The sequence below is a fragment of the Candidatus Bandiella woodruffii genome (assembly GCF_034359465.1).
Classification (GTDB): domain Bacteria; phylum Pseudomonadota; class Alphaproteobacteria; order Rickettsiales; family Midichloriaceae; genus NDG2.
This window is the reverse complement of the sequence record NZ_CP110820.1, coordinates 926,372-951,075: the sequence shown is the minus strand read 5'-3', so window position 1 is coordinate 951,075 and position 24,704 is coordinate 926,372. Positions and strand designations below refer to the sequence as shown.

Here is a 24,704-nt window from a genome sequence, read left to right as displayed (position 1 = left end):
ATAACAGCCTCCTATCTTAAGTAGTTTTCAATGTCTTGAATGTTTTGCAAACTATACACCTGTGCATCGGCATATTGGTGCTTTACAAGATTGGAAAGAACCTTGCCAGGCCCAATTTCAACAAATCTTCTAACCCCAATATCATGATACATCTTGGCAATAGTCTCGCGCCACCTTACCTTACCCTCAATCTGCTTAATGAGCAATGGCCTAATTTCATTACTCGACTTATACACATCGGCAGAATAGTTAGCTATAATTTCTACTTTGGTGTCGCGAAAATCATATAAATCTAATCCCTTTGCCATTATTGCAGTCGCTTCTTTCATAAGACTCGAATGGAATGGAGCGCTTACCTGAAGTTTTACCGCTCTTCTTATATTACAATCTTTTATAATTGAATCTATTGTTTCAAAAGCTTTGGCGCTGCCGCTTAGTATAATTTGTCCTGCACCATTATCATTAGCTATTTCACAAATTCCATAAGCTGATAGTGCTTCGCATATTGATTGGGCCTTGACTTCGTCTCCACCAATCAACGCATACATGGCTCCAACCCCAACAGGCACTGCCTTTTGCATCGCATTGCCCCTTGCTCGTAGAATTTTTGCTGTATCACTTAACGTCAAAGAATCTGCCCCGCACAATGCGCTGTACTCACCAAGTGAATGTCCAGCAGCAATACAACATAGATCCTCCATCTTTTTATGGGCAAAATCACATAACATGGTAAGTAGCGCAATAGAAGTGGCCATTATAGCTGGTTGAGTGTTGCTAGTAATCTTGAGCTCTTCTTCATCACCATAAAAAATTATGTCGCTCAACTTTTGGTTCAACGCATCGTTCACAATGTCGTATACCTCTTTTGCTTTAGGAAAATTTTCATAAATCTCTTTTCCCATTCCAATTTGTTGAGAGCCCTGGCCTGGAAATAAAAAAGCTGTTTTCATCTTTATCAAAGAAATATTTCAAAGGATGAATTCTAAACCACTCTGCTAAAATATACTAGATTAATTTTTAGAATTCACATTGATATAGCCGTATAAAATTGGTTGCAGTCTTGTTGAACAATTGCTTTGTGGGTCGGAGAATAAAACTCACCTCATAACAGCAAGTTTTTTGTTAACGAAATCTTAACGTAAATTTAGATAATGTCGTCATGAGATTTTAAGCCAAAGAGATAAGCATCTAATCTGAATTGCGGCAAGAAAAGAAGCTGAATTTTTAGCATATCTGGTTGCAATTCCCCTCCATCTTTTAAGATGAAGAAAGGTGTTTTCTACAATATGCCTTATTTTGTATAAATCTTTATCGTATTTTCTCTGGGTGATTCTGTTCTTTTTAGGAGGAATAACAACGCTCATGCCCAATTCTTGGGCATGGTCAATTATGTAATTAGCATCGTACCCTCTGTCGGCTAGTAAGTACTCAGCTTTCATCTCTTCAATAAGATTAACAGCCTGCTTGCAATCAGCTTCTGAGCCTTTTGTGATAATAACTTTGAGTGGCATACCATGTGAATCCAAGGCAAGGTGAATCTTTGTATTGAGCCCCCTTTTGTACGACTCATATCTTGATTGCCGCCTTTTGCACCTGAAGCATGTGGATGCACTTTACTATGACTTGCGTCTATCATTAACCATTCCATATCAGGTTCTTTCACAAATATCTCCAATAAAGCCTCCCATATCCTTTTGTCTCTCCATCTGCAAAATCTTTTATGTGTATTTTTCCATCCTCCATATTCTGAAGGCAAATCTCTCCAGGGAGAACCTGTTCTTAATATCCAAAATACTGCGTTAATGAATCTTCTGTTATTATGTGCCAAACCTCCCCACGTACCTTCCCTTCCTGGTAAATGATCCTTTATCAAATCCCACATATTATCTGTTATATCATGCCTATGTAGCCCTAAATCCATTTTTACTCCTGATTTATCTTTTCTTTCATATTATATCACAAATCTCATGACGACACTATCTAGATTATGCAAGTGTCTTGAAAATTATGCTTTTGTTATTTGCATACAGTGCTAATATATACTCAAGCTATTTTTGAAATTGACGAAGATGTACATAACGAAATGCCTCAGTCCGAAATATGACGACGCAAATTTTTGAAGTTAGCAGAGTATATACGGCTAAAAGTTAAATAAGCGCAATAAAAAATATTATTTTATGTTAAAAAGTGAAGATAGAATTTTTACAAATTTAGATGGGAAAATGCCCTGTGATATCAAATCTTCAATAAAAAGAGGTATTTGGCACAACCTAAAAGAAAACCTACAAAAGTCACAAGATGATATAATAGAAGAGGTAAAAAAATCAGATCTAAGGGGAAGAGGCGGGGCTGGATTTTCAACAGGGACGAAATGGTCTTTTATGCCAAAAATTAGCAAAGATGGCAGACCGTCATATCTAGTTGTGAATGCGGATGAGAGTGAGCCTGGTACTTGTAAAGATCGTGATATTATACGCTATGAGCCACATAGGATAGTAGAAGGGAGCTTAATTGCAGGTTTTGCCATACGTGCAAGGGCTGCTTATATATATATTCGCGGGGAGTACTATCATGAGTCACAAGTGTTGCAGAAAGCAATAGATGAAGCGTATGAGCTTGGGTTTCTTGGTAGTAACATACTTGATACAGGGGTTGACTTTGATGTGTATCTCCACAGAGGAGCTGGGGCATATATATGTGGTGAAGAAACGGCTCTACTTAACAGTCTTGAAGGACGAAAAGGAATGCCAAGGTTAAAGCCACCTGCCTTCCCAGCAGCTGTTGGTGTATGGGGTTGCCCAACCACCGTAAACAACGTAGAGACTATAGCTGTTGTCCCCGATATTTTAAAACGTGGGGCGGATTGGTTCGCATCCATAGGTAGGTCTAAAAATACTGGAACAAAAGTTTATTGTATATCAGGGCATGTTAACAAGCCATGCAACGTTGAAGAGTCAATGTCCATTCCACTAAAGGAACTAATTGAAAAACATGCAGGTGGTGTTAGAGGAGGGTGGGATAATTTACTTGCAGTTATCCCTGGCGGTTCTTCTGTCCCATTGATTCCAAAAAGCATTTGCGAGAATGTGTTGATGGACTTTGACAGTCTGAGAGAAGCAAATTCCGCTTTAGGGACTGCTGGAGTGATTGTTATGGATAAATCCACAGATATCGTAGAGGCAGTTGCTAACCTTTCTAAATTTTATATGCACGAGTCCTGTGGCCAGTGCACACCTTGCAGAGAGGGAACTGGCTGGTTATATAGAATAATGAAAAGATTGGTGCGTGGTGATGCACAAATATGCGAGATTGATTCAATAATCGAGCTTACAAAACAAATCGAGGGACATACCATATGTGCACTGGGTGATGCTGCTGCTTGGCCTATTCAAGGGTTAGTGAGACATTTTAGAGGGGAGCTAGAGGCAAGAATAAAAAATTTTCAAAAAGCTGGGGCACCGTCAAGTTAATGGAGGTAAGGGCGTGACAGAGCATCTTTTTGAAAATTATGCAGCAGCTATGGATTGAGCGGCGTGATCCCAAATAGATTTAGCTTCGAAAAACATTTCTTTTTGCTTGCTAGAACTGTTAATATACCTGCCCACATCTACTGAAAATATGTTCCTTATTTTTCCCATCAAAGAAAGAGTTTGCTGTACCCCAGAAGGAGATTTGAATTTTATTAGGCATTTCTCTTTCCTGCGTGTTGGTTGGTGTGCATTTTCAACCCTATTATTTAATCCTTTATGGCGCCTATGCTCTGTTTTAGGGCACATTTCTTTTATAGGTTTGGTATAGCTTTTTAATTTATCTGTCACGATTACTCTGGGTACTGGATTTGATTGTAATAATCTTGATAAAAACCTTATCGCAGACTTTTTATTACGTCTGGTCTGTAGGAAGACATCTATCTCATATCCATCTTCATCTACAGCTCTCCACAAAATAAAATATTTACCGTTAATTTTAATGCTCATCTCATCCAAATGCCATTTATCCTTTGCTTTCCTCTACTTCTTCTTGATTATATCTAAAAACCTTTTTCCAAATTTAATACACCATGCTCTTATCGTTTCATGGCTTACTTCTATACCCCTTTATAACAACTCTTCTGCTACGTCTCTATAACTCAAATTAAATCTGTGGTACAACCAAACTGCATGTCCTATTATCACCATTGGATATCTGTATCTGCTCGCTCTTTCTTCCATTGTTTTTCTATTATTTTTTATTTTGCTCCAATTTACTATTTTTTCCCTCTTCTCTCAATACCTTTTGCACCTCAACTTTTTTAACTTGACGGTGCCGCCCCAACGCGAAAGTACTTCTTCTGTCAGAAGACGAGATCAGCGAATTAAAGAGTTTAGAATTAGAAATCATAATCAAAGTACCACCATCCAAAAATCACATATCCATAATAGAGCACTATCAGAGATGTGGCGTCAAATATTTCCATCTCTTCAACTCTTTTCCTACTAAGAACGGGGGTGCTTCAGGTGAGGTCATTAGAGAACATTACTTGCGTTTAGTTAAAAGGGTAAATAGAGTTTTTGGTGATTCAATTCAAATAATAGGGGGAGGAGGGATACAGTCTGTTGCAGATATATTAGCATATAGCGAGGCAGGAGCTGAGTTTTTTTCGGTCTCGACTTTATTTTTTCACCCACTAAAGTTGATAAAATTTATTAAAGATTATAAAAATGAAAATATTAAGCTGCAATAATACAAAGCATCTAGTTACAAAAATTTTATCAAAAATAGATTTGGATGCCGTCGATATGAAGATTAACAAATTTTCAGATGGAGAGGTAAGCATTAAAATCCATGATGATTTATATCAAAAGGCAGTCTTGATCACCCACCAATTATTCCCAAACCCAAATGAAAAACTTTTGCAGCTGTTATTTCTAATCAATGCTGTCAAAAGACGCGGGGCGAAAAGAATCCATGTTATTATTCCATATTTTATATACAGTAGAATGGATCACAAAACTGAGGATGCTGATTTTATCTCTGCATCATGTATAGCTTCGCTGCTAGAAGCTGCGGGGCTTGATACGTTGATCACAATAGATCTGCATTCCAGCCAGATGGAGGGTTTTTTTAGAATCCCTGTTAAAAATATCACAATGCTTGAGGTCTTTCACAGTCGACTTGAGAGTATTGTGGCAGCTGATGCTGTGGTTGTCTCCCCAGATATCGGGGGGAAAATAAGAAGCACAAGCGTTAGTAATTTTCTAAAAGTTCCGCTTGCTGTGCTATATAAACAGCGAGACAAAGAGAATAACGTTTCGATAAATGGTATCATGGGTGCTGTTCAAAATAAGCACTGTATATTACTTGATGATATAATAGGAAGTGGGCAGACTATTATCAATGCGATTGATATATTAGAATCAGCTGGAGCTAAGAGTGTGGAAACAATCATCACACATAACCTGCTTGGAGCTTGTGATATGGACAAATTAAAAGACATCGCATCACGTCTTAGTAAATTAAGCGTATCAAATACTATACAAATTGATTCTAACAAGATATATACTTCAACTATAAACACGGTGGATATATCAGACTCGATTATCAATTGTATAAATTCATATTTTTAAAAAAGTGCTGGGAAATATGCTAAGTAATTCAACTCAACAAGAGGATCACCACAAACTATCAACAGCCTTGCGGATATTGGCAATAGAAATGGTAGAGGAGGCAAAATCTGGGCATCCCGGTATGCCAATGGGATTTGCAGATGTTGCAACGGTGCTTTTTAGGTATTTCATAAAGTTCAATCCAAAAGATGCCAGCTGGCCAAACAGGGACAGATTCGTGTTATCGGCTGGGCATGGATCAGCATTGCTGTATGGCCTTCTGCACCTTCTTGGGTACGAACAATACACGATAGAGGAGCTAAAACGCTTCAGACAGTTTGGTTCGATTACTCCTGGGCATCCAGAGTATGATCACAATTTGGGTGTGGAGACAACCACAGGTCCTCTGGGGCAGGGAATGGCTACTGCGGTAGGCATGGCCATCTCAGAAAGAAAATTGAGTCAGCAATTGGGCACTGCTATAGATCATAAAATATATGTTGTAGTTGGTGATGGGTGCCTTATGGAAGGTATTACTCATGAGACTATGTCCCTTGCTGGACATTTAGGGTTAAACAACCTAATAGTGTTGTTTGATGATAATAAAATTTCAATTGATGGCCCCACCTCACTTGCTATATCAGATATGACGCTTGCCAGGGTAGCTTCGTATAATTGGAACGTAATGTCGGTTGATGGGCATAATCCTGATGCAATTTACAATGCCCTAAAAGTGGCGCAAGAAACTGAAAAGCCAATATTCATTGCTTGCAAAACAAAAATTGGCTATGGTTCCCCACATTTTGAAAATTCAGAGGAATCTCATGGCAAAAACCTGGGAGACACAGAGATAGCCTTAGTAAAAAAAGTTTTTTGTTGGGATTATCCTAAGTTTTCAACTCCAAGTGCAGTATTAGAACTATGGAGAAGTTTTTTTAAAAGAAACTTGCCAGAATATGATAATTGGCAAAGAAAATATGGAAAAGTTTACAGAGAGTTTATCGCAAGAACAAGTGATGTTTCTGATGCATTAGGAGCAATAAAAGCCGCAAAAACTTTGCAGATTGGAAGTATGGAGGCAACTAGGAAAAGCTCTCAGGGGATACTTGAGGTAATCACCCCAATTACTCCTGCTCTTATTGGAGGTTCTGCCGATTTATCTGGTTCTAATGGTACAAAAACTTCTTCACAGGAGATTATCTCAAAAAAAAGTTTCTTTGGTAACTATATTCATTATGGGGTAAGAGAGCACGCTATGGTGGCGATAATGAATGGGATCAAGGTGCATAGTGGGTTTATCCCATATGGTGGAACATTTTTAGTTTTTTCAGACTATTGCAGGCCGGCAATTAGGCTGGCAGCTATTATGAAACTCCCAATAATTTTAATATTCACACATGATTCCATTGGTGTTGGTGAGGATGGCCCCACACACCAGCCGGTGGAGCATTTAAGTTCTTTAAGGGCGATTCCAAATCTAAATGTATTTAGGCCAGCAGATGCAACGGAAACTACAGAGTGCTGGGAATTAATACTGCAGCAGAAGGAAAGACCATCGATACTCTGCCTAAGCAGACAGAACTTGCCACAACTCAGAAAAGCCGGGGCAGTAAATAAGGGGGAAAATATGGTTAAATTCGGAGCATACCTTTTATACCAATCACCAAACCAAAGGCATATTGTAACAATCTTTGCAACCGGTTCAGAAGTATCGCTTGCGATGGAAGTGGCAAAAAATCTGGAGGAAAAGGAGATTTTCAGTAGAGTTATTTCAGTACCATGCCAAGAGTTATTCTGGGATCAGCCTTTTGAATATCAAACAGCAATACTGCACGACGATTCGCTAAAAGTTGCTATAGAAGCAGGCATTGAACAGTCTTGGTCGAAAATTATTGGTCCAGAAGGGATGTTTTTTGGAGTAGAAAAGTTCGGCCAGTCAGCACCGATGAAAGATTTAAATGAGCATTTTGGATTAATCACTGATAAAGTCGTATCTAGGATTTTAAAAAAAATATTAAAGAATGATGAAGCCTAACTTATTTTATGAAAAAAAGTTGGGGGGAATTGCTTTAGGTGTTGACGAAGTTGGCAGAGGATGTGTTGCTGGAGCAGTTGTGGCCGCTGGTGTTATATTGAATGACCAAGTTGATGTGACAGAGATTAATGATTCCAAGAAACTCAGTGCAAATAAACGAGAGAAGATATACAGTCAACTCATCAATCAATGCATATACGCTACTGCATATTGTAGTGTTGAGGAGATAGAAAAACTAAATATCCTGCAAGCATCTTTGCTGGCTATGAGAAGGGTGATTGCAAAAATACAGCAACAACACCAGTTTGATCATGTATTAGTTGATGGGAACATTAGCCCAGACATTGCTATGAACAACATTACAACCATCATAGGTGGTGATGGCAAATCACTTAGCATTGCTGCTGCTTCAATTGTAGCAAAAGTAACAAGAGATAAAATGATGGAACAGTTAGATAAAGAGTTCCCACAATATCAATGGAAACAAAATAAAGGTTATTGCACTGCACAACACTCTCGTGCTATAAGGGAGCATGGAATCTGCGTCCACCATAGGAGAAGTTTTTTAAAAAATATAATACCTCAGTGATAAAGAAAATCTTTTTATACCTTATTGTCCTTAAGTTGATTACAATTGGACTCACTTCTTCTTACTTATATTTTAATCTGTATTCAATCAAAACAGAAAAGGAGCATAACATAATCATACCAAAGCCATGTTCCATAAAGTGCGTTGCAGACATTTTGTCAAAAAATGGTGTCATACAGAACAAACTCTTTTTCATTATGTATGCTCTGACGCTGAAGATTTTTGGCAAACAGGTGATAGCCGGAGAGTATTTGATCCCAAGAGAGAGTAATAACTACCAAATATTAACTAAAATTACCTCAGGGCAAATAGTTATACATCAAGTTACAGTGCCGGAGGGAATAACCATCAATCAGGTTGTTGCACTTTTGAAAAGGCAAAATGGTATGGTTGACGATATCAAAGATTTAATAACTTATAAAGAAGGAGAACTATTCTCAAGCACATATAAGTATCTTTATGATACTAACATAAGCTTCATGTTGGATAAAATGAACAAAGAGATGCAGGCTATAGTGATGGCGGAGTGGGAAAATAGAGATATATTACATACTCAAGAACTCAAAGAACCTTTCCAAGCTTTAATCCTTGCGTCAATTGTGGAGAAAGAATCAAGATTTATAGATGAAAAGCCATTGATTGCTGGCGTATATTTGAACCGTTTAAAGAAAAATATGGCTCTTCAAGCTGATCCAACAGTGATATATGGAATTTCACAAGGGGGCGAGTTTAACAGAAAAGTGACCTATGAGGATTTAAAGGTAAAATCTCCTTACAATACATATTTACACACTGGGCTTCCACCAACTCCTATATGTCTTCCAGGAAAATCTTCAATAATAGCGGTTTTGCACCCACAAAAAACTAATTTTATGTACTTTGTTGCCGATTCTCAGGGACGTCACCGCTTCGCCAGTGGATACAAGCAGCATTTACAGAATATTGCCGAAGTTAGGAGGGATAAATCAAAATGAAATGAAAATAATTGCAGGGAAGTACAAAGGACGTAATATAGTAAGTGAGCTCAAAGGAATGGCTTCAAAGATTAAACCCACCACTTCGAAAACAAGGGAAGCGGTGTTTAATATCATATTCAGCAGCCTAGCAAAAGATGGAAGAGAGGCTCAATCTTGCTCTTTTCTGGATGTCTGTTGCGGAACAGGTGCGATGGGGATAGAAGCCATGTCACGTGGATTTTCTCCTGTTTATTTTGTGGATAATGATAAGAATTCTCTTGCCATCACCAAAAATAACATAACAAGCATATGTAAAGATGAGGGTTACAAGGTGATTAATTCCGATGCCAGCAAATTAATAATTGATAACTGTCCGTTATTTGATTTTGTGTATATAGACCCACCCTACAATCATAATATAATCCCCCATTTATTAGTGCATATAAAACAGTTAATTCATAAAAAATCTTTAGTGATAATAGAGACTGCAAAAGATATACAGTCTCTGATCCCTAATGGCTATGCAATTGCTTTTTCAAAACATTACAGCAACTGTATGATCTTATGTTTGTCATTGGATTCAACAAGCTAATTGGCACCGTCAAGTTAATGGAGGTAAGGGCGTGACAGAGCATCTTTTTGAAAATTATGCAGCAGCTATGGATTGAGCGGCGTGATCCCAAATAGATTTAGCTTCGAAAAACGGCACCGTCAAGTTAAAAAAGTTGAGGTGCAAAAGGTATTGAGAGAAGAGGGAAAAAATAGTAAATTGGAGCAAAATAAAAAATAATAGAAAAACAATGGAAGAAAGAGCGAGCAGATACAGATATCCAATGGTGATAATAGGACATGCAGTTTGGTTGTACCACAGATTTAATTTGAGTTATAGAGACGTAGCAGAAGAGTTGTTATAAAGGGGTATAGAAGTAAGCCATGAAACGATAAGAGCATGGTGTATTAAATTTGGAAAAAGGTTTTTAGATATAATCAAGAAGAAGTAGAGGAAAGCAAAGGATAAATGGCATTTGGATGAGATGAGCATTAAAATTAACGGTAAATATTTTATTTTGTGGAGAGCTGTAGATGAAGATGGATATGAGATAGATGTCTTCCTACAGACCAGACGTAATAAAAAGTCTGCGATAAGGTTTTTATCAAGATTATTACAATCAAATCCAGTACCCAGAGTAATCGTGACAGATAAATTAAAAAGCTATACCAAACCTATAAAAGAAATGTGCCCTAAAACAGAGCATAGGCGCCATAAAGGATTAAATAATAGGGTTGAAAATGCACACCAACCAACACGCAGGAAAGAGAAATGCCTAATAAAATTCAAATCTCCTTCTGGGGTACAGCAAACTCTTTCTTTGATGGGAAAAATAAGGAACATATTTTCAGTAGATGTGGGCAGGTATATTAACAGTTCTAGCAAGCAAAAAGAAATGTTTTTCGAAGCTAAATCTATTTGGGATCACGCCGCTCAATCCATAGCTGCTGCATAATTTTCAAAAAGATGCTCTGTCACGCCCTTACCTCCATTAACTTGACGGTGCCAAGTATAGTATCGATCAAGGTCAAAATTCTTTTGCTTCATATTGTTTTTCTTGATGGCGCAAAAATGAATACCTCTGCTTTTAGCTGCATTCTTTGCTGGTGCAACACAATACCCTTTGTCAGCATAAACTGCTCCACTATTTGGTAAAACATGCGCAACTCCCTTTGCATCGGTAACATTAGCAGGCGTTATAGCAACCTTGTTGATCATTCCGGATTGAATATCTACGCTTACATGTTTTTCTTATAGCCATACCAAAATTTACTACCACCCTTGCACCCTATTTTGGCTTGTTTATCATGTGCGACTTTAGGCAAGACTTCGTTGTTAAGTTTTTCATATTTTTGTTTTCTGGCTTCATCCCGCTCTTCCCATAAATTAGCTTTGGAGATCAAGTGACTTGCATCAACAAAAGTAAATACCTCGCTCATATATCCTTGAGATTTTAGTTGATCTCTAAAAATGGCAAAGATTTTTGATAACAAATTTGTTCCTATCTTTGAGCGGATTCTACTAAAAACGCTATAATCAGGTGTGGCTTCGGTTAAATCAAAATCACAAAACCACTTGGCTGCAACACTGTCACTCAAATATCTTTCTAGTTCACGATCTGACAAATCTTCCATAAACTGTAACAACAAGCATTTAAATAAACGTAAAACACCATATCCCTTATAATTAGCAGGAGATTCAATTCCCTTCAGCTCTTGCTCTGCTGCCCCAAAATTAAACAGCTCCTTAAATTTGCGATATTGATGCTCACTACCAACCAATTGATCCAAACATACCATTATTATTTGATGCGCTGATGACATTTTTCTCTTCTTTATTCTGTAATCCACTCCACTATACCTTTCTTTATTCCATCTTGCAACACTCCCTTGATGTACCTCAATGACTAAAAAGTTGGCAAAATTAAAGTTATTGCGTCACATGTGCCAACATTTCTTTTGTCAGAGAGATAAACTCCATTTTGTTTTTCAGCTTATGGATAAAAGCTATCCAGATAATAATCTAATCCCGAATTAAGGTGATGAGTGTGTTACCATCCATTTCTTGTGGCTTTGGAAGTTTTAACAGATCAAGTATAGTTGGAGCTATATCTGATAGTTCGCCATTTTTCAGTTTTATAGCTTGGGTACCGAAATATATCAATGGGACATCGTTCATTGTATGCGAAGTTTTCGCTTGTTCACTACTCTCCTCCATCATTTGTTCAGCATTACCATGATCCGCTGTGATTAACATATCGAAATTATTATCCTTGCAAAAAGCCACAAGTTTAGAAACGCATTGGTCAATTGTTGAGCATGCTTTTATACTTGCCTCCAGATTCCCAGTATGACCTACCATATCAGCATTTGCGTAGTTAACGCAAATAAAATCATAGTTACCGTTTTGTGCTAAATTTATTAACGTATCTGTTATTTGATGGGCTGACATTTCTGGGTTTAAGTCGTATGTTTTTACTTTGGCAGATGGAATCAACATCCAATCTTCCCCTGGCACTTGCTTTTCTCTACCGCAATTGAAAAAGTATGTAACGTGAGCGTACTTTTCAGTTTCAGCGATTCTTAATTGTCTTAGTCCTAAATTTGATAAATGCTCGCCCAAATCATTTCGAACTGTATTGTTTTGCAGTATGGTGCCCATTATACTAGATAAATTTTCGGAATATTCAATCATTCCTGCAGCATAAGAAATCATGAGTTTTTGAGTGCTAAAGGGAGCAACGTGATCTACCAACATTATCTCTAGTAATTGCCTTATCCTATCAGCTCTGAAATTGGTTACAAGTAGTGAGTCTCCATCTTGAAACCCCATATAGTCTTTATGCTGAGCTGGGATAATAAATTCATCACTTACGTTGTTATCATAGTTATGTTCAATATAATCCTTTGCATCATCAAAAGTCGTGCTGCTTTGCCCAGTAATTGCGTTATATGCTGCGCTAACGCGTTCCAATCTTTTATCTCTGTCCATTGCATAATACCTGCCGCTGATGGATGCTATATGAATTTCGCGCTCTGATATTTTTTGCACGTAGTTAATTGCGCTTTGAGGTGAAGTATCTCTGCCATCGGTAAAAGCGTGTAGTATAACTTTCACTCCTTGTTGTGATAAAAATTGCGCTATGGCAATGATATGATCTATATGAGAATGAACACCACCATCAGAAATCATGCCAAGTATGTGGCAAACTTTATTTCCAGTTTTGTTGATAAGTTTTTTTAATGCAAGGTTGTTCGACAAATCATCATGACTTTTAGTCAATTGGTTAAGCCTAAGAAGACTTTGGAAAATCACTCTGCCTGCCCCAATTGTTGTGTGCCCAACTTCAGAGTTCCCCATTTGTCCGTTTGGCAACCCAACACTCTCGCCACTTGTTTTTATAAGACTATGTGGATGATAAAGCTGCAAATTATCCATACACGGAGTATCTGCAAGATATATTGCATTATGTTCCTTGTTGGCGGAACATCCCCAACCATCTAAAATACAAAGCAGTAATTTATTTTTTGTCATTCCCTATCTTGGTAACGTTATTGCCACTTTTAGCCCATCATATTCATTCTTGGCAAGTGAAATTTTTCCTCCATGCGCGCTAATGATATTCTTTGCAATTGCAAATCCCAGCCCATAACCCTCTTTAGATGACCCTATCTTATTAAATGGCTCGAATACAGCTTTGTAATTTTTTTCTGCAATCCCAGGTCCGTCATCATCCACTTCTATTATCACCTTCTCCTCATCACCAAACAAACTTATATTTACCAGTGTCTTAGTATGTTTGAGGGCATTGTCAATGACATTGGTGAGGGCTCTTTCAATAGAAACAGCTTTGAGATGGATTTCCAAGTTATCACAGCTAGACTCAAAATGAATGCATTTATTATTGAAAACACTGATAATGTCTTTGATCAGCAAAACTAAATCTCTGTTTTCGCCTTTCTCGTTGCCCTCTTGTTTCGCAAAGTCAAGATAACTTTTGATCATTTTTTCAATGATGTTGATTTCTTTATCGATGCTTTGCATATTGTGAGATTTTTCTAATAAAGCCAATTTTAACTTTATCCTTGTAATTGGCGTTCTCAAATCGTGAGCTATGTGGTTTAATAATTCTGTTCTATATCTTATCTGCCTTTCTATATTTTTACGCATTTTAAGAAAAGACAAACCCAAAGACCTAATTTCCATCGCTCCTGAAGGAACAAATCGATATATTTTTCCTTGGCCAAAATCTTTCGCAGCTTTTGTGAGTTTGAGTATTGATTTGACCTGATTCTTCATAAAAAACAACGAAATCAAACCAAATAATATTGAAGTTGTTACAATCCAAAGCACGAATATATATGTTGTTGGGTTTTTAATCCGTTTTGTTGAAACGTCGATTTTTAGTATTTTATTAGTCGCCAAAAATATTAGCATCCTAATCTCTGACTTTTCGTTTATATAAAACACCTCTAGTTTATAAGTTATGCTTCTCTTCAGTTTGTCTTCAAACTCTTCAAGAATGGTATCGGTAATCTTAGCATGAGTCTTATAGTTTTCTAGTAGTAGTATATTTACATCCAGTTGGTTTAAGTCTTTTAAAACTTGTTTGTGTTCCTTGTGTTTGATGTAATAGTTTACTATGGTCTTAACTTCAGATACTAAGTAATTCTTCATATTGTTTGAAACATTCTCCCAGTGCCTCTCGTAGAAAATTACTATTGTGACTATTTGTATAATAATAATGGGCAGTAAGATCATCAGCAGGAATCTACCGTATATTGACTTTGGAATAAGACTTATCTGCATATAATGCTCTAAAATAATATTGCTAAAGCAGGATAGCTTTAAACTTGTTACTACTTCGCTCGTTACTTCATGTGGATTTACCACACTTTGCGCCTCGCCTCAGTGTACCAAAATTAAAGCTATTGCGCTATAGTTAATTGCTCTGAATTAAGAGGATTGGAAACTTTTTGATTATGCATCTAAGCGATCTAGCCAACAAGCGTCTCCATAAGAAAAGAAACGGTAATTATGCTTTATTGCATAGGCATATGCATTTTTAACCGAGTCAATTCCGGAAAAGGCACATACAAGCATAAAAAGTGTTGATTTTGGCATATGAAAATTGGTGATGAGGGCATCTGCAACCTTGAATTTATATCCTGGAGTAATAAAAATATCAGTTTCGCTGATTTGTGGGGTTAGTATTCCTTTAGAATTTGCTGCAGCCTCTAGAGCTCTTAAAGATGTTGTACCAACACATATTATTCTTCTATTCTCCTTTTTCTTTTGGTTAATAAGGTCGGCAGTACCTTGCGATATTAAAAATTTTTCGCAGTGCATTTTATGTTCTGTTATATTATTTGTCTTAACTGGCAAAAATGTTCCTGTGCCAACGTGAAGCGTAACATATGTTATTTCTACCCCTTTATTTTTTAGCTCCTGCAGTATTTCTTCATTAAAGTGAAGACCAGCAGTTGGAGCAGCAACAGAGCCGTAATATTTAGCGAATATAGTTTGGTAATCCACTTTATCAGATAGTTCCGGTTTTCTTTTGAAATATGGAGGTATTGGCATTTTCCCTATGTTGCAGATTGTAGTGAGTAAAGCCGCATCATTGATGTTAAACTCAAATCGCACCTCTCCTGTGTTAACATCTTTATCAATAAGAGTTGCCAGTAGCTGATCTTGGAAGACTATCTCTTCCCCAATCTTAGCGAGTTTACCAGGTTTAATAAACCCCAGCCATTTTCCATCACCTAAATCTTTACTTAGGTAAACAATAACCTCTTTTTTATCCCCGCAGTGTTTCGCAATAATTCCTTCAAGATATGCCGGAATTACTTTGGTATTGTTCAGAACCAATGCGTCACCCTTTTGGAATAAACTGGTAATTTGTTGGAAATTGTAGTCTTGAATTTTCGATTGGTGGTTTAAATGCAGTAGTTTTGAACTTCCTCTGGGGTTTTTTGGATATTTCGCTATTGCGCTTTGCGGTAACGCAAAGTCAAAATCGGATAATTTCATCAAAATATTTTTGGTATTAATGGTTTAAACTCTCTTATAATCAATGAGTAAAGCGGTTTTTTAAAATCAACTACTATTCTCTCTAAATCATCAATTTTCACCCATTTCCAATTGACAAACTCTGGTTTTTCCGTTTGAACATTAATGTCTGAGTCCTGACCTAAAAACTCCAACAAAAACCATTTTTGTTTCTGCCCCAGGTACTTCCCATTGAACCATACTTTAGCGGACGCTTCTGGGAAATCGTGGTATAGCCAATCTTTTGACGTTGCCAAAATCTTCCAGTTTGTCGTACCAATTTCTTCTTGAGCCTCCCTATATAAAGCTTGTTCAGGAGTTTCATCCCCATCTATCCCACCCTGAGGCATTTGCCATGCATTTTGAACGTTTCTTCTTTCACCCATCAAAACATCACCTCTTTGGTTGAAAAGCATAACCCCAATTCCACTTCTGTAGGAGTCTGTCATATTTTTTCTTCTGCTCCGTTATTTAGCAAGGTATTTCATCGTCAATATCTATACACACATACAGAGTGTTGCCATAAGATAGATATAAAATTGCCCTGCTCACTTAGGAAATTATTGTTATCCTCAAAATGTACCCAGAGCTTAATCGTAAGATCGACAACTTCTTCAGATTTTGAAACTACCTTTGTTTTTCTGGTCATTCTTGCAATTCTGTGCCTTGTGTTTGAGTTATTGGACTCAATTGAGAGTGTATGTTGTTTGCCAACAACATGTTGATGGCGAGGTATAACCTCTGAATAAACAGACCAAGCGTCTGTGTAATAAGTGCAATTATCTCTACTTATGATTTTCCACAATTTTCTAAAGGTTGTAACGTTACGCTTACCAACCACCCAGGCAACAACTCTCTTGAGCTCCCTACTATAGGCTTTCCATATCCATAATTTGTTTTTTTTTGAATCTACAAAATGCCACATCTCATCTATTTCAACTTCTCTCAATTCTTCCGGCACTGTTGGTCTTGGTATCTTTTTAGCATACAGTATTATCCACTTATATACGCTAGTATGAGCTACTTTAAATAATTTCCCTAGCCATCTAAAGCTACTTTTTCCCATGCTGTACAATAACACTGCCAGAGCCTTCATCTCTGGCGAACAGCCTCTTAATTTAGTGCTTGTAAAATTACATACACACTCTTTGCATTTATACCTTTGCATACCCATAATATTACCATTCTTAACGTATTTACTGCTACTGCATTTTTTACACTCTGTATTCATATTTCTATTTTCTTTGTTGCTCGCTATATTCATTTTAGCATCTTATCTATCTTATGGCAACACTCCCCACACATAATCATCAGCATCTTTCTCTTCCTTCTTCAACTTCTTATTTTCTGTATGGTTGTCTGTGTAAGATGGTTTGGAGCCCAGTAATATAATTGAGCTGTTGTGTGTTTGTAACACTATTTCTGTGGTGTATTTTTTTATACCACTCTGGTCGTTCCATTCTCTAGTTTGTAAAGAGCCCTCAACATATAGCCTAGTCCCCTTTACCGCATAGTTTTTTACGATATTTACTAGGGCTGGAATAAAAACCACAACTCTATGCCACTCTGTTTTTTCCCGGCGTTCTCCAGTATGCTTATTTTTCCACGTTTCAGTAGTAGCAAGTGAAAAGGTGAGTATCTCCTTTCCTTCTTGCGTTATTCTAACCTCAGGATCTTTGCCTACATTGCCGATCAACGTGACTTTGTTTAAGCTTCCAACCATTTGAGCATAGTTAATATTCTATTTAATCAACACTTATATCAGTTTAGTTCTGCATGTAAACAGATAAGTTGCTTTCAAACAAAAAAAACTTGCTCTTATCTGTTTTTTTCTGTAATTAACTACCTATGATCATAAAGAAAAAAATACAAGTGTCATGGCAAAAGTAACAAATAAACTTGATGCAAAATCAAAAGCAGAATTAGTGGCTCAACGCGCTAAAGCAGCCCTGCACCCAGATTACAAAGAAGTAACCGTTGAGATGACTGATGGAACCAAGCTGGCAATGAGGTCCACGTATAAAAACAACTACCTGAAGTTGGACATCGATCCAAAAACCCACCCTGCTTGGACAAAAGAAGCAAATTACGTAAACACAAAAGCTACTGAGGTGTCTAAATTCAATAGTAAGTTCAAGGGTTTGAGCTTTGGCGCAACAAAAAAAGCTGAAGCCACTGCTTAAAGCATATCTCTGTAAGAAGATTTCTCCTGCGGCGTAATTTGGCATAAGATTGACTATAAATAAATTGCAACATGCACAAATTTATCATATCGGAAAATGCTGCTAATAGAATTAACCATTTGAATAGCGTTAAAACTGCTGCAAAGCAACTTTTAAGAGTTAAAGTTGATGGAGGTGGATGTAACGGTCTTAGGTACCAACTTGATTTCGTAGAAGATTATGCAGACGAAGACTTGGTGTTTACAAAGAAAGGGGCAAAAGTGATAGTGGATAAAATATCAATAACTTACCTACAGAACGCGGAGTTAGACTACGTAGAGGAGTTGGGACATTCCTCTTTTTTGATCAACAATCCAAACTCTGCTTCTAAGTGCGGGTGTGGCGATTCATTCTCATATAAAATAGATAAATAAACTATGACATATCGATACAAGGGAAGTCCAACCAATCGGCAGCTAAAAGTGTCTGAATTAATTAGGCAAGAGATTGCCATGATATTTGCAAGAAAAGAAGTATATCATCCGTATTTAGAGTCTCTGCACCTCACTGTTATTGAGGTAAAAACAAGTGCTGACCTAAAACTTTCTACCATATTCATATATCCGGTGGCAAACAGCAAAGAAGATCAATTGGCAAAAACGCTAAATTTTTTAGCACCAGAATATAGAAAAAGAATCAGCTCAAAGGTTGCATTAAAATTTACACCCGAGATAAAATTTGTTATCGATAAAAACGTGGACGACAGAGTTAATATAGAGAAGGTGTTACAAAATTTGTTGCCTAAGTAATATATACCTCTAGTAAATCAAGGGTTGGCGAAATAAGACTCCAAGTCTTTTGTGCTGCCACTATTTATCCACTTTTAATACTGCTATAAAAGTACTTTGTGGGACATTCACATTCCCAACTAAACGCATGCGTTTCTTTCCTTTCTTTTGCTTCTCAAGCAATTTCCTTTTTCTGCTCACATCCCCACCATAACACTTAGCGGTAACGTCTTTTCTAAGCGCGCTGATTGTTTCTCTTGCAATAATCTTCCCGCCAATTGCAGCTTGTATAGGAATTGCAAACAGATGTCTTGGGATTAATTCTTTCAGGTGTTCACAAATCTCTCTCCCTCTACTTTCGGCTTTAGCCCTATGTATAAGCAGGCAAAGCGCGTCAACTGGCATCTCGTTAATTAATATGTCTACCTTCACCAAATCACCTTTGAAGTAATCATCCAGTTCCCAATCGCAACTTGCATACCCTTTTGAAGATGATTTTAATTTTTCGTAAAAATCGAAAACAATTTCATTCAGTGGAAGTTGGTACACCAACATCACCCTATCGCCCATATAGGTTAATTCCTGTTGTCTCCCTCTTTTATCCATACACAGTGCTATTATGGTGCCCAGGTATTTATCTGGGACCATTATCGTTGCTTTTACCCATGGTTCTTCCATATATTCAATTCTGGTAGGATCAGGCATGTCAGCTGGGTTGTGCAGCTCCATTATCTCTCCAGACCTGAGATATATTTTATAAACCACACTTGGAGCTGTGGTAACTAAGTCAAGATCGTACTCTCTTTCCAGACGCTCCTGAACAATTTCTAAATGCAGCATTCCTAAGAATCCACATCTAAACCCAAACCCTAAGGCCTTTGATGTTTCTGGCTCATAATGCAAACTAGGATCGTTCAGCTTTAATTTTGCGATACTGTCTCTTAGTGCAGAGTAATGACTTGCGTCAGTTGGATATATCCCGCAGAAAATCACGGGCTGGCTAGGTTTGAATCCAGGTAAAACACTGTCACATTGATTCTTAACATCCGTGATAGTATCGCCGATTTTGCAATCAGACACCTGCCTGATGTTGCCAGTAATAAACCCTACATCCCCTGCATTCAACCCGTCTACTGGTAACTTCTTGGGGGTAAAAATGCCAACTCTTTCCACTAGATGCTCAGCATCGGTCGCCATCATTTTAATGGCCATACCCTTTTTAATACTGCCGTCTATTATTCTAATCAGAATTACAACCCCAAGGTATTTATCATACCAACTATCTACAAGCATTGCTTTGAGTGGATTGTCTAATTCACCTTTGGGAGGGGGTAGCATATTTACTATGGCCTCCAACACTTTATCAATGCCCTGCCCAGTTTTAGCCGAAATTTCAATTGCATTTGTTGTGTCTAGCCCAATCACCTCTTCAATTTGTGCTTTAATTCTTTCTGGCTCTGCAGCTGGCAAATCCACCTTATTCAATACCAGAATAATCTCATGGTTATTTTCTATAGCTTTATACGTGTTGGCTAAAGTCTGAGCTTCCACTCCCTGGCTTGCATCGACGATTAATATGGAGCCCTCACAAGCTGCAAGAGACCTGCTGACTTCATAGCTAAAATCAACGTGGCCTGGGGTGTCAATCAAATTTAACACGTATTCGTTGCCGTCTTTGGCCTTGTATAATAACTTTACAGTTTGTGCTTTTATGGTAATGCCCCTTTCTTGTTCAATATCCATAGAGTCAAGTATTTGGCTTGACATTTCTCTTGCCTCAATATTGCCGCACTTTTCAATTAATCTGTCTGCAAGAGTGGACTTTCCATGATCAATATGCGCAATTATGGAAAAATTCCTGATGTTTTTTAATTCTGCCATTTCTGTCAATATGTAATTTCGTTAAGCTGCCATCTTGATTTTGGCTTGAAACATAAGTTGCTACTACACCCTCTTTCCAGTCGTTCAATTGCTGCCCAAGCTATCATCGCAGCATTATCGGTGCACAAATCAATTGGTGGGTATAAAAGCCTATATCCCAAGTCATCCATGCTAATGCCCAGTTTGCCCCTTATATAAAGGTTTGATGCAACCCCGCCAGATATTACAACATCTTTTGAATTTGGGAATTTTGAGGAAAATGACTTAGCAGCTTCTATCAGTTTGGTATTTAAAATCTCTGCAACCGTATACTGAAATGAGGCACATATGTCAGCTTTATCTTGCTCACTTATACTTTCCATTTTTATTATCTGGTTTCTGACGGCAGTTTTTAAACCGGAGAAAGAAAAATTATGCTCCCCTTTCTTTATTAGAGGTTTGGGAAATACATACTTTTTTTCATCTCCAAACTGCGCAAATCTTTCGACAACCACGCCGCCTGGATAGCCCAAATCCAACATTTTTGCTACCTTGTCAAAAGCCTCTCCAACAGCATCATCAATAGTCCTTCCTATTACATGATACTTACCCAAATCTTCTGCAATAATGGTCTGGCAATGCCCACCAGATATCAGTAACAAAAGGTATGGATACTCCACATCTTCTGTAATTCTAACAGCTAACGCATGTCCTTCCAAATGGTTAACCGCTATAAATTTCTTTTTCATAACAGACGCAATAGTTTTGGCGTACATAACCCCTACCATAACTCCTCCTATTAACCCAGGTCCTCCTGTGGCTGCAATCGCATCAATAGAATTTAACTTAAGATTTGCTTCTGCCAACGTATCTTCAAGTAATTGCGGCAGAAATTCTACATGGCTTCTTGCAGCAATTTCCGGCACCACGCCACCAAATTTTTCATGAAGGTTTGTTTGCGAAAGAACTTTATTTCCTAAAATATTTCGATTTTCATCCATTATCGCAACAGCAGTTTCATCGCAACTGGTTTCTATGGCAAGAACAATCATTAATACATGTAGAAGTTAGCTTTGAGATTCTAGGGATTCTATATAATTTATCTTTATATTCAATAACTCTTTTGTATTTCTCTAAAAAGCTCCAATCCAAAAAGACGAAAATAGCCATCGCGAGCACAGTACAGAGCCCCAATTGGTGACTCTGTTTCTTGCAATGGCTAAATACAGAGAGGTTCTAATTTTGGGAGTGTTGCCATAAGATAGATAAGATGCTAAAATGAATATAGCGAGCAACAAAGAAAATGGCACCGTCAAGTTAATGGAGGTAAGGGCGTGACAGAGCATCTTTTTAAAATTATGTAGCAGCTATGGATTGAGCGGCGTGATCCCAAATAGATTTAGCTTCGAAAAACATTTCTTTTTGCTTGCTAGAACTGTTAATATACCTGCCCACATCTACTGAAAATATGTTCCTTATTTTTCCCATCAAAGAAAGAGTTTGCTGTACCCCAGAAGGAGATTTGAATTTTATTAGGCATTTCTCTTTCCTGCGTGTTGGTTGGTGTGCATTTTCAACCCTATTATTTAATCCTTTATGGCGCCTATGCTCTGTTTTAGGGCACATTTCTTTTATAGGTTTGGTATAGCTTTTTAATTTATCTGTCACGATTACTCTGGGTACTGGATTTGATTGTAATAATCTTGATAAAAACCTTATCGCAGACTTTTTATTACGTCTGGTCTGTAGGAAGACATCTATCTCATATCCATCTTCATCTACAGCTCTCCACAAAATAAAATATTTACCGTTAATTTTAATGCTCATCTCATCCAAATGCCATTTATCCTTTACTTTCCTCTGCTTCTTCTTGATTATATCTAAAAACCTTTTTCCAAATTTAATACACCATGCTCTTATCGTTTCATGGCTTACTTCTATACCCCTTTATAACAACTCTTCTGCTACGTCTCTATAACTCAAATTAAATCTGTGGTACAACCAAACTGCATGTCCTATTATCACCATTGGATATCTGTATCTGCTCGCTCTTTCTTCCATTGTTTTTCTATTATTTTTTATTTTGCTCCAATTTACTATTTTTTCCCTCTTCTCTCAATACCTTTTGCACCTCAACTTTTTTAACTTGACGGTGCCCATTTTTCTCTTCTTTATTCTGTAATCCACTCCACTATACCTTTCTTTATTCCATCTTGCAACACTCCCAATATGCCCTCCATAAAGAAAAACACAACCTACCGAACAAAGTCTTTCCCGTTCACTTTCCCAGATCTGTAATAATTACTTTCTCTGCATTTGCAACATATTATTTCTGACATATGTTAACCTTATTTGTATTATTGTACATATCATAGCAGCTTTCTCAATCGTATGCTATATCTGTTTAGCAATGCTAATTCTTCAGGTTGTTGATCTCGTCAATACTAAGTCCTGTAGACTGAGATATGATCTCAGCAGAAATATTATGAGATAACATATTTTTTGCTACTTTTTCAATACCCTTTTCAATACCCTTTTCAATACCCTTTTCGATACCCCTAAGCTCAGCTTGTTCTGCAAGGCCCTCAAGATAAGCTTCTCTAGCTTTATTATCTCTAGCAATCTTCTCTGAAGCTTCATAGGCACGTAGCTCATCTTTTGTCCAGTGATGTGCTTCTAGCTCATGGTATGCTTTTGTAATTACCTCGTCACTGTTTTTGATTAATTCACCCATATCATCAGGATCATTTGCATACTTGAAAAAGTAACACCATTTATCTTCAAAGCTCTTTAATTCCTCTATCCTTTTATTAAACTTTTTGAGCTCTATGAATGTAAATGAGAAGTCTTTTAGATCTCTTTCATATGTCTTTTTATCCAATGTGTAATGGACTGATTTATACCCCTTCTTCTTTGGAAACATTTCATATTCTGTTATCGCTAAGAATATTACTTCCTTAAGATGATCATAATTATACCCCTCTTCAGCTTGAGATGAATATGCTTTTGCTGCGTAGTATTGAGCTCTTTTCTCAAATCCACCAACTTTTGCTACCTGCATCTCTACTATGTACTGTGTTCCATCCTCTTCTTCGCATAAAACATCAACTACACTCTGTTTCTTTCCTATAAGTTCAGGATGTTGCATTGGATTGAGTAGTCTTACTTTTGTAATTTCTTTCTTCCCTTCTCTTTCTATTACATCGTTTAAGAAATGCATCAAAATATCCTTGTTCTTTTCAGTTCCAAAGATCTTCTTAAATGCTATGTCATTTCTTGGGTTTAAGTATTTTACTATCGTCATAAGAGCCTACTTATATCATCACAATATTACTAGATTCTTCCTTTTTTTGCTACACAAATTAACCAACTATTAGAGTAATCCAGATATTGATCTAACTAGTCCTTTTACCAACTCAGGTTGCGCCTCAGTAAATTTTCCATTTACTTTTTTAGCAACACTTATAATTCTTGTTTGGTATTTTTTCCAATTGGTTTTTTCTTGCCAATCTGATTTTTTATAACCACTTATCCCTTGTTTTAATGATGCATTACTAGTTTCTGATACAATATTATCTGTTGCTTTTTCGCTAATTTGTAAATCTGTTACCATTGAGTATTGTACTACTTCAACAGCCGCATCAAGAATAGCATTTGCAGTTCCTGCTAATAACCCATAACCTAACATATCCCTTCCAGAACCACCAGTTGCTCCAACTATCATTGCTCCTGCTGCCATACCTTCAAATGTAGCGCCATATCCACCAGATAATATTGCAAATGGGTCTTCTAAAGTAGATTTGCCTACCTGTAAAATATTAGCCTGAATCATAATATTGGCATCCTTACTTTTATTTACTACTTTATATCCTTTAGCTTCAATAGCGGATTTAATTTGAGCCTCAATATCAAGACCTTCTTTGTCTGTAGTATTTCTAATTTGAAGAATTACAGTTTTCTTATCATCGTCTATTGGGTCTAAGAAAACAGTGTCCGACATCTTAGTTTGCACCTCTAACTTACCGTGCTTAATCAGTTTTTGCGTCGTACCACAGCCAGTCAGATTAAATACTGCTAAGGATAAAAGAAAAATTATTACATACGATGAGATTTTTTTATTCATTGTTA

At 37.1% G+C, this 24,704-nt stretch carries 26 protein-coding genes and 2 pseudogenes; 11 read left to right on the top strand and 17 right to left on the bottom strand.

Going from position 1 to position 24,704, the window contains the following annotated elements; translation table 11 throughout:
* Positions 1–11 precede the first annotated feature (11 nt).
* Both fabD and Bandiella_RS05770 read right to left on the bottom strand, forming a co-directional pair.
* Complete coding sequence (fabD, locus tag Bandiella_RS05775) at positions 12–950, bottom strand: ACP S-malonyltransferase (RefSeq protein ID WP_323732754.1); 939 nt, start codon at positions 948–950, stop codon at positions 12–14.
* A gap of 207 nt (positions 951–1,157) precedes the next feature.
* Positions 1,158–1,921, bottom strand: a protein-coding gene (locus Bandiella_RS05770; protein ID WP_323732753.1) for an IS5 family transposase whose coding sequence is annotated in 2 segments (ribosomal slippage) — positions 1,158–1,549 and positions 1,549–1,921 — 765 coding nt in all. Because the reading frame shifts where the segments join, the coding sequence is not laid out codon by codon here.
* A gap of 256 nt (positions 1,922–2,177) precedes the next feature.
* On the opposite strand from Bandiella_RS05770, the gene nuoF reads away from it, so the two are divergent.
* Complete coding sequence (nuoF, locus tag Bandiella_RS05765; protein ID WP_323732752.1) at positions 2,178–3,470, top strand: NADH-quinone oxidoreductase subunit NuoF; 1,293 nt, start codon at positions 2,178–2,180, stop codon at positions 3,468–3,470.
* Between the two features lie 36 nt (positions 3,471–3,506).
* Here nuoF and Bandiella_RS05760 read toward each other — a convergent pair.
* Positions 3,507–3,992: pseudogene (locus Bandiella_RS05760) on the bottom strand (IS6 family transposase); the annotation flags it as partial.
* A 229-nt stretch (positions 3,993–4,221) separates the two neighbouring features.
* A complete protein-coding gene (locus tag Bandiella_RS05755; RefSeq protein ID WP_323732751.1) occupies positions 4,222–4,380 on the bottom strand; it encodes a hypothetical protein in 159 nt (52 codons plus the stop codon).
* Between Bandiella_RS05755 and Bandiella_RS07610 the strand changes: the two genes are divergently transcribed.
* The 7 genes and pseudogenes from Bandiella_RS07610 to Bandiella_RS05725 form a co-directional block, all read left to right on the top strand.
* Entirely contained in the window at positions 4,331–4,723 is a 393-nt protein-coding gene (locus Bandiella_RS07610) for a hypothetical protein (RefSeq protein WP_407651282.1), read from the top strand. The two genes, Bandiella_RS05755 and Bandiella_RS07610, sit on opposite strands and share 50 nt — an antisense overlap.
* Positions 4,701–5,606 (top strand): ribose-phosphate diphosphokinase, encoded by a 906-nt coding sequence (locus Bandiella_RS05750; protein WP_323732750.1) that lies wholly within the window; start codon positions 4,701–4,703, stop codon positions 5,604–5,606. Before Bandiella_RS07610 ends, Bandiella_RS05750 begins: the two co-directional genes overlap by 23 nt.
* 16 nt (positions 5,607–5,622) lie before the next feature.
* Positions 5,623–7,620 carry a transketolase gene (gene tkt / locus Bandiella_RS05745; RefSeq protein ID WP_323732749.1) on the top strand — a complete coding sequence of 666 codons (1,998 nt, stop codon included), beginning with the start codon at positions 5,623–5,625 and terminating at the stop codon, positions 7,618–7,620.
* On the top strand, positions 7,607–8,209 hold the full coding sequence (locus tag Bandiella_RS05740; protein WP_323732748.1) for a ribonuclease HII: 603 nt from the start codon (positions 7,607–7,609) through the stop codon (positions 8,207–8,209). Before tkt ends, Bandiella_RS05740 begins: the two co-directional genes overlap by 14 nt.
* Positions 8,206–9,183 carry an endolytic transglycosylase MltG gene (gene mltG, locus Bandiella_RS05735; RefSeq protein WP_323732747.1) on the top strand — a complete coding sequence of 326 codons (978 nt, stop codon included), beginning with the start codon at positions 8,206–8,208 and terminating at the stop codon, positions 9,181–9,183. Before Bandiella_RS05740 ends, mltG begins: the two co-directional genes overlap by 4 nt.
* On the top strand, positions 9,152–9,757 hold the full coding sequence (locus Bandiella_RS05730; RefSeq protein ID WP_323732746.1) for an RsmD family RNA methyltransferase: 606 nt from the start codon (positions 9,152–9,154) through the stop codon (positions 9,755–9,757). The genes mltG and Bandiella_RS05730 overlap by 32 nt, the downstream gene beginning before the upstream one ends.
* A 427-nt stretch (positions 9,758–10,184) precedes the next feature.
* A pseudogene (locus Bandiella_RS05725) lies at positions 10,185–10,670 on the top strand (IS6 family transposase); the annotation flags it as partial.
* Here Bandiella_RS05725 and Bandiella_RS05720 read toward each other — a convergent pair.
* The 8 genes from Bandiella_RS05720 to ssb all read right to left on the bottom strand — a co-directional run bounded on the left by Bandiella_RS05720 (position 10,649) and on the right by ssb (position 17,489).
* A complete protein-coding gene (locus Bandiella_RS05720; RefSeq protein ID WP_323732745.1) occupies positions 10,649–10,933 on the bottom strand; it encodes a transposase in 285 nt (94 codons plus the stop codon). The pseudogene Bandiella_RS05725 and the gene Bandiella_RS05720 overlap by 22 nt on opposite strands.
* A 20-nt stretch (positions 10,934–10,953) precedes the next feature.
* The gene (locus tag Bandiella_RS05715; RefSeq protein ID WP_323732577.1) at positions 10,954–11,565 is read right to left on the bottom strand and encodes a transposase; all 612 of its coding nucleotides are present in this window, start codon (positions 11,563–11,565) and stop codon (positions 10,954–10,956) included.
* Positions 11,566–11,737: 172 nt separating this feature from the next.
* Entirely contained in the window at positions 11,738–13,249 is a 1,512-nt protein-coding gene (gene gpmI / locus Bandiella_RS05710) for a 2,3-bisphosphoglycerate-independent phosphoglycerate mutase (protein WP_323732744.1), read from the bottom strand.
* A gap of 3 nt (positions 13,250–13,252) precedes the next feature.
* The gene (locus tag Bandiella_RS05705) at positions 13,253–14,392 is read right to left on the bottom strand and encodes a sensor histidine kinase (RefSeq protein ID WP_323732743.1); all 1,140 of its coding nucleotides are present in this window, start codon (positions 14,390–14,392) and stop codon (positions 13,253–13,255) included.
* A gap of 303 nt (positions 14,393–14,695) precedes the next feature.
* Positions 14,696–15,748: a tRNA preQ1(34) S-adenosylmethionine ribosyltransferase-isomerase QueA gene (queA, locus tag Bandiella_RS05700; RefSeq protein ID WP_323732742.1), complete on the bottom strand. Its 1,053-nt coding sequence runs from the start codon at positions 15,746–15,748 to the stop codon at positions 14,696–14,698.
* On the bottom strand, positions 15,748–16,215 hold the full coding sequence (locus Bandiella_RS05695) for an RNA pyrophosphohydrolase (protein WP_323732741.1): 468 nt from the start codon (positions 16,213–16,215) through the stop codon (positions 15,748–15,750). Before Bandiella_RS05695 ends, queA begins: the two co-directional genes overlap by 1 nt.
* A gap of 41 nt (positions 16,216–16,256) precedes the next feature.
* Complete coding sequence (locus Bandiella_RS05690) at positions 16,257–17,030, bottom strand: IS1 family transposase (RefSeq protein ID WP_323732740.1); 774 nt, start codon at positions 17,028–17,030, stop codon at positions 16,257–16,259.
* A gap of 18 nt (positions 17,031–17,048) precedes the next feature.
* Complete coding sequence (ssb, locus tag Bandiella_RS05685) at positions 17,049–17,489, bottom strand: single-stranded DNA-binding protein (RefSeq protein WP_407651241.1); 441 nt, start codon at positions 17,487–17,489, stop codon at positions 17,049–17,051.
* 154 nt (positions 17,490–17,643) lie between these two features.
* Here ssb and rpmE point away from each other — a divergent pair, with 154 nt between their 5' ends.
* From rpmE to rbfA, 3 genes are all read left to right on the top strand, one after another.
* On the top strand, positions 17,644–17,949 hold the full coding sequence (gene rpmE / locus Bandiella_RS05680) for a 50S ribosomal protein L31 (RefSeq protein WP_323732739.1): 306 nt from the start codon (positions 17,644–17,646) through the stop codon (positions 17,947–17,949).
* A gap of 71 nt (positions 17,950–18,020) precedes the next feature.
* The gene (locus tag Bandiella_RS05675) at positions 18,021–18,362 is read left to right on the top strand and encodes a HesB/IscA family protein (RefSeq protein ID WP_323732738.1); all 342 of its coding nucleotides are present in this window, start codon (positions 18,021–18,023) and stop codon (positions 18,360–18,362) included.
* Positions 18,363–18,365: 3 nt separating this feature from the next.
* The gene (gene rbfA / locus Bandiella_RS05670) at positions 18,366–18,737 is read left to right on the top strand and encodes a 30S ribosome-binding factor RbfA (RefSeq protein WP_323732737.1); all 372 of its coding nucleotides are present in this window, start codon (positions 18,366–18,368) and stop codon (positions 18,735–18,737) included.
* Positions 18,738–18,797: 60 nt separating this feature from the next.
* Here the strand turns inward: rbfA and lepA are convergent, their stop codons facing one another.
* From lepA to Bandiella_RS05645, 5 genes are all read right to left on the bottom strand, one after another.
* Positions 18,798–20,597, bottom strand: coding sequence for a translation elongation factor 4 (gene lepA / locus Bandiella_RS05665; protein WP_323732736.1), 1,800 nt, complete (start codon positions 20,595–20,597; stop codon positions 18,798–18,800).
* A gap of 5 nt (positions 20,598–20,602) precedes the next feature.
* Positions 20,603–21,628 carry a tRNA (adenosine(37)-N6)-threonylcarbamoyltransferase complex transferase subunit TsaD gene (gene tsaD, locus Bandiella_RS05660; RefSeq protein ID WP_323732735.1) on the bottom strand — a complete coding sequence of 342 codons (1,026 nt, stop codon included), beginning with the start codon at positions 21,626–21,628 and terminating at the stop codon, positions 20,603–20,605.
* Positions 21,629–21,932: 304 nt separating this feature from the next.
* A complete protein-coding gene (locus Bandiella_RS05655; RefSeq protein WP_323733412.1) occupies positions 21,933–22,517 on the bottom strand; it encodes an IS6 family transposase in 585 nt (194 codons plus the stop codon).
* Positions 22,518–22,989: 472 nt separating this feature from the next.
* Positions 22,990–23,880 (bottom strand): Rpn family recombination-promoting nuclease/putative transposase, encoded by an 891-nt coding sequence (locus tag Bandiella_RS05650; protein WP_323732734.1) that lies wholly within the window; start codon positions 23,878–23,880, stop codon positions 22,990–22,992.
* Between the two features lie 69 nt (positions 23,881–23,949).
* Positions 23,950–24,699, bottom strand: coding sequence for a complement resistance protein TraT (locus Bandiella_RS05645; RefSeq protein WP_323732733.1), 750 nt, complete (start codon positions 24,697–24,699; stop codon positions 23,950–23,952).
* Positions 24,700–24,704: the final 5 nt, after the last annotated feature.

Excerpts from the sequence above, each read along its gene's own strand:
- Bandiella_RS05675 (WP_323732738.1), top strand. The coding sequence starts at position 18,021 with ATGCACAAATTTATCATATCGGAAAATGCTGCTAATAGAATTAACCAT.
- Bandiella_RS05705 (WP_323732743.1), bottom strand. The coding sequence starts at position 14,392 with ATGAAGAATTACTTAGTATCTGAAGTTAAGACCATAGTAAACTATTAC.
- queA (WP_323732742.1), bottom strand. The coding sequence starts at position 15,748 with ATGAAATTATCCGATTTTGACTTTGCGTTACCGCAAAGCGCAATAGCG.
- Bandiella_RS05755 (WP_323732751.1), bottom strand. The coding sequence starts at position 4,380 with ATGATTTCTAATTCTAAACTCTTTAATTCGCTGATCTCGTCTTCTGAC.
- Bandiella_RS05740 (WP_323732748.1), top strand. The coding sequence starts at position 7,607 with ATGATGAAGCCTAACTTATTTTATGAAAAAAAGTTGGGGGGAATTGCT.
- lepA (WP_323732736.1), bottom strand. The coding sequence starts at position 20,597 with ATGGCAGAATTAAAAAACATCAGGAATTTTTCCATAATTGCGCATATT.
- Bandiella_RS05690 (WP_323732740.1), bottom strand. The coding sequence starts at position 17,030 with ATGAATATAGCGAGCAACAAAGAAAATAGAAATATGAATACAGAGTGT.
- fabD (WP_323732754.1), bottom strand. The coding sequence starts at position 950 with ATGAAAACAGCTTTTTTATTTCCAGGCCAGGGCTCTCAACAAATTGGA.
- tsaD (WP_323732735.1), bottom strand. The coding sequence starts at position 21,628 with ATGATTGTTCTTGCCATAGAAACCAGTTGCGATGAAACTGCTGTTGCG.
- gpmI (WP_323732744.1), bottom strand. The coding sequence starts at position 13,249 with ATGACAAAAAATAAATTACTGCTTTGTATTTTAGATGGTTGGGGATGT.
- tkt (WP_323732749.1), top strand. The coding sequence starts at position 5,623 with ATGCTAAGTAATTCAACTCAACAAGAGGATCACCACAAACTATCAACA.
- Bandiella_RS05695 (WP_323732741.1), bottom strand. The coding sequence starts at position 16,215 with ATGACAGACTCCTACAGAAGTGGAATTGGGGTTATGCTTTTCAACCAA.
- nuoF (WP_323732752.1), top strand. The coding sequence starts at position 2,178 with ATGTTAAAAAGTGAAGATAGAATTTTTACAAATTTAGATGGGAAAATG.
- ssb (WP_407651241.1), bottom strand. The coding sequence starts at position 17,489 with ATGGTTGGAAGCTTAAACAAAGTCACGTTGATCGGCAATGTAGGCAAA.
- Bandiella_RS05645 (WP_323732733.1), bottom strand. The coding sequence starts at position 24,699 with ATGAATAAAAAAATCTCATCGTATGTAATAATTTTTCTTTTATCCTTA.
- rpmE (WP_323732739.1), top strand. The coding sequence starts at position 17,644 with ATGGCAAAAGTAACAAATAAACTTGATGCAAAATCAAAAGCAGAATTA.
- rbfA (WP_323732737.1), top strand. The coding sequence starts at position 18,366 with ATGACATATCGATACAAGGGAAGTCCAACCAATCGGCAGCTAAAAGTG.
- Bandiella_RS05750 (WP_323732750.1), top strand. The coding sequence starts at position 4,701 with ATGAAAATATTAAGCTGCAATAATACAAAGCATCTAGTTACAAAAATT.
- Bandiella_RS05720 (WP_323732745.1), bottom strand. The coding sequence starts at position 10,933 with ATGATCAACAAGGTTGCTATAACGCCTGCTAATGTTACCGATGCAAAG.
- Bandiella_RS05650 (WP_323732734.1), bottom strand. The coding sequence starts at position 23,880 with ATGACGATAGTAAAATACTTAAACCCAAGAAATGACATAGCATTTAAG.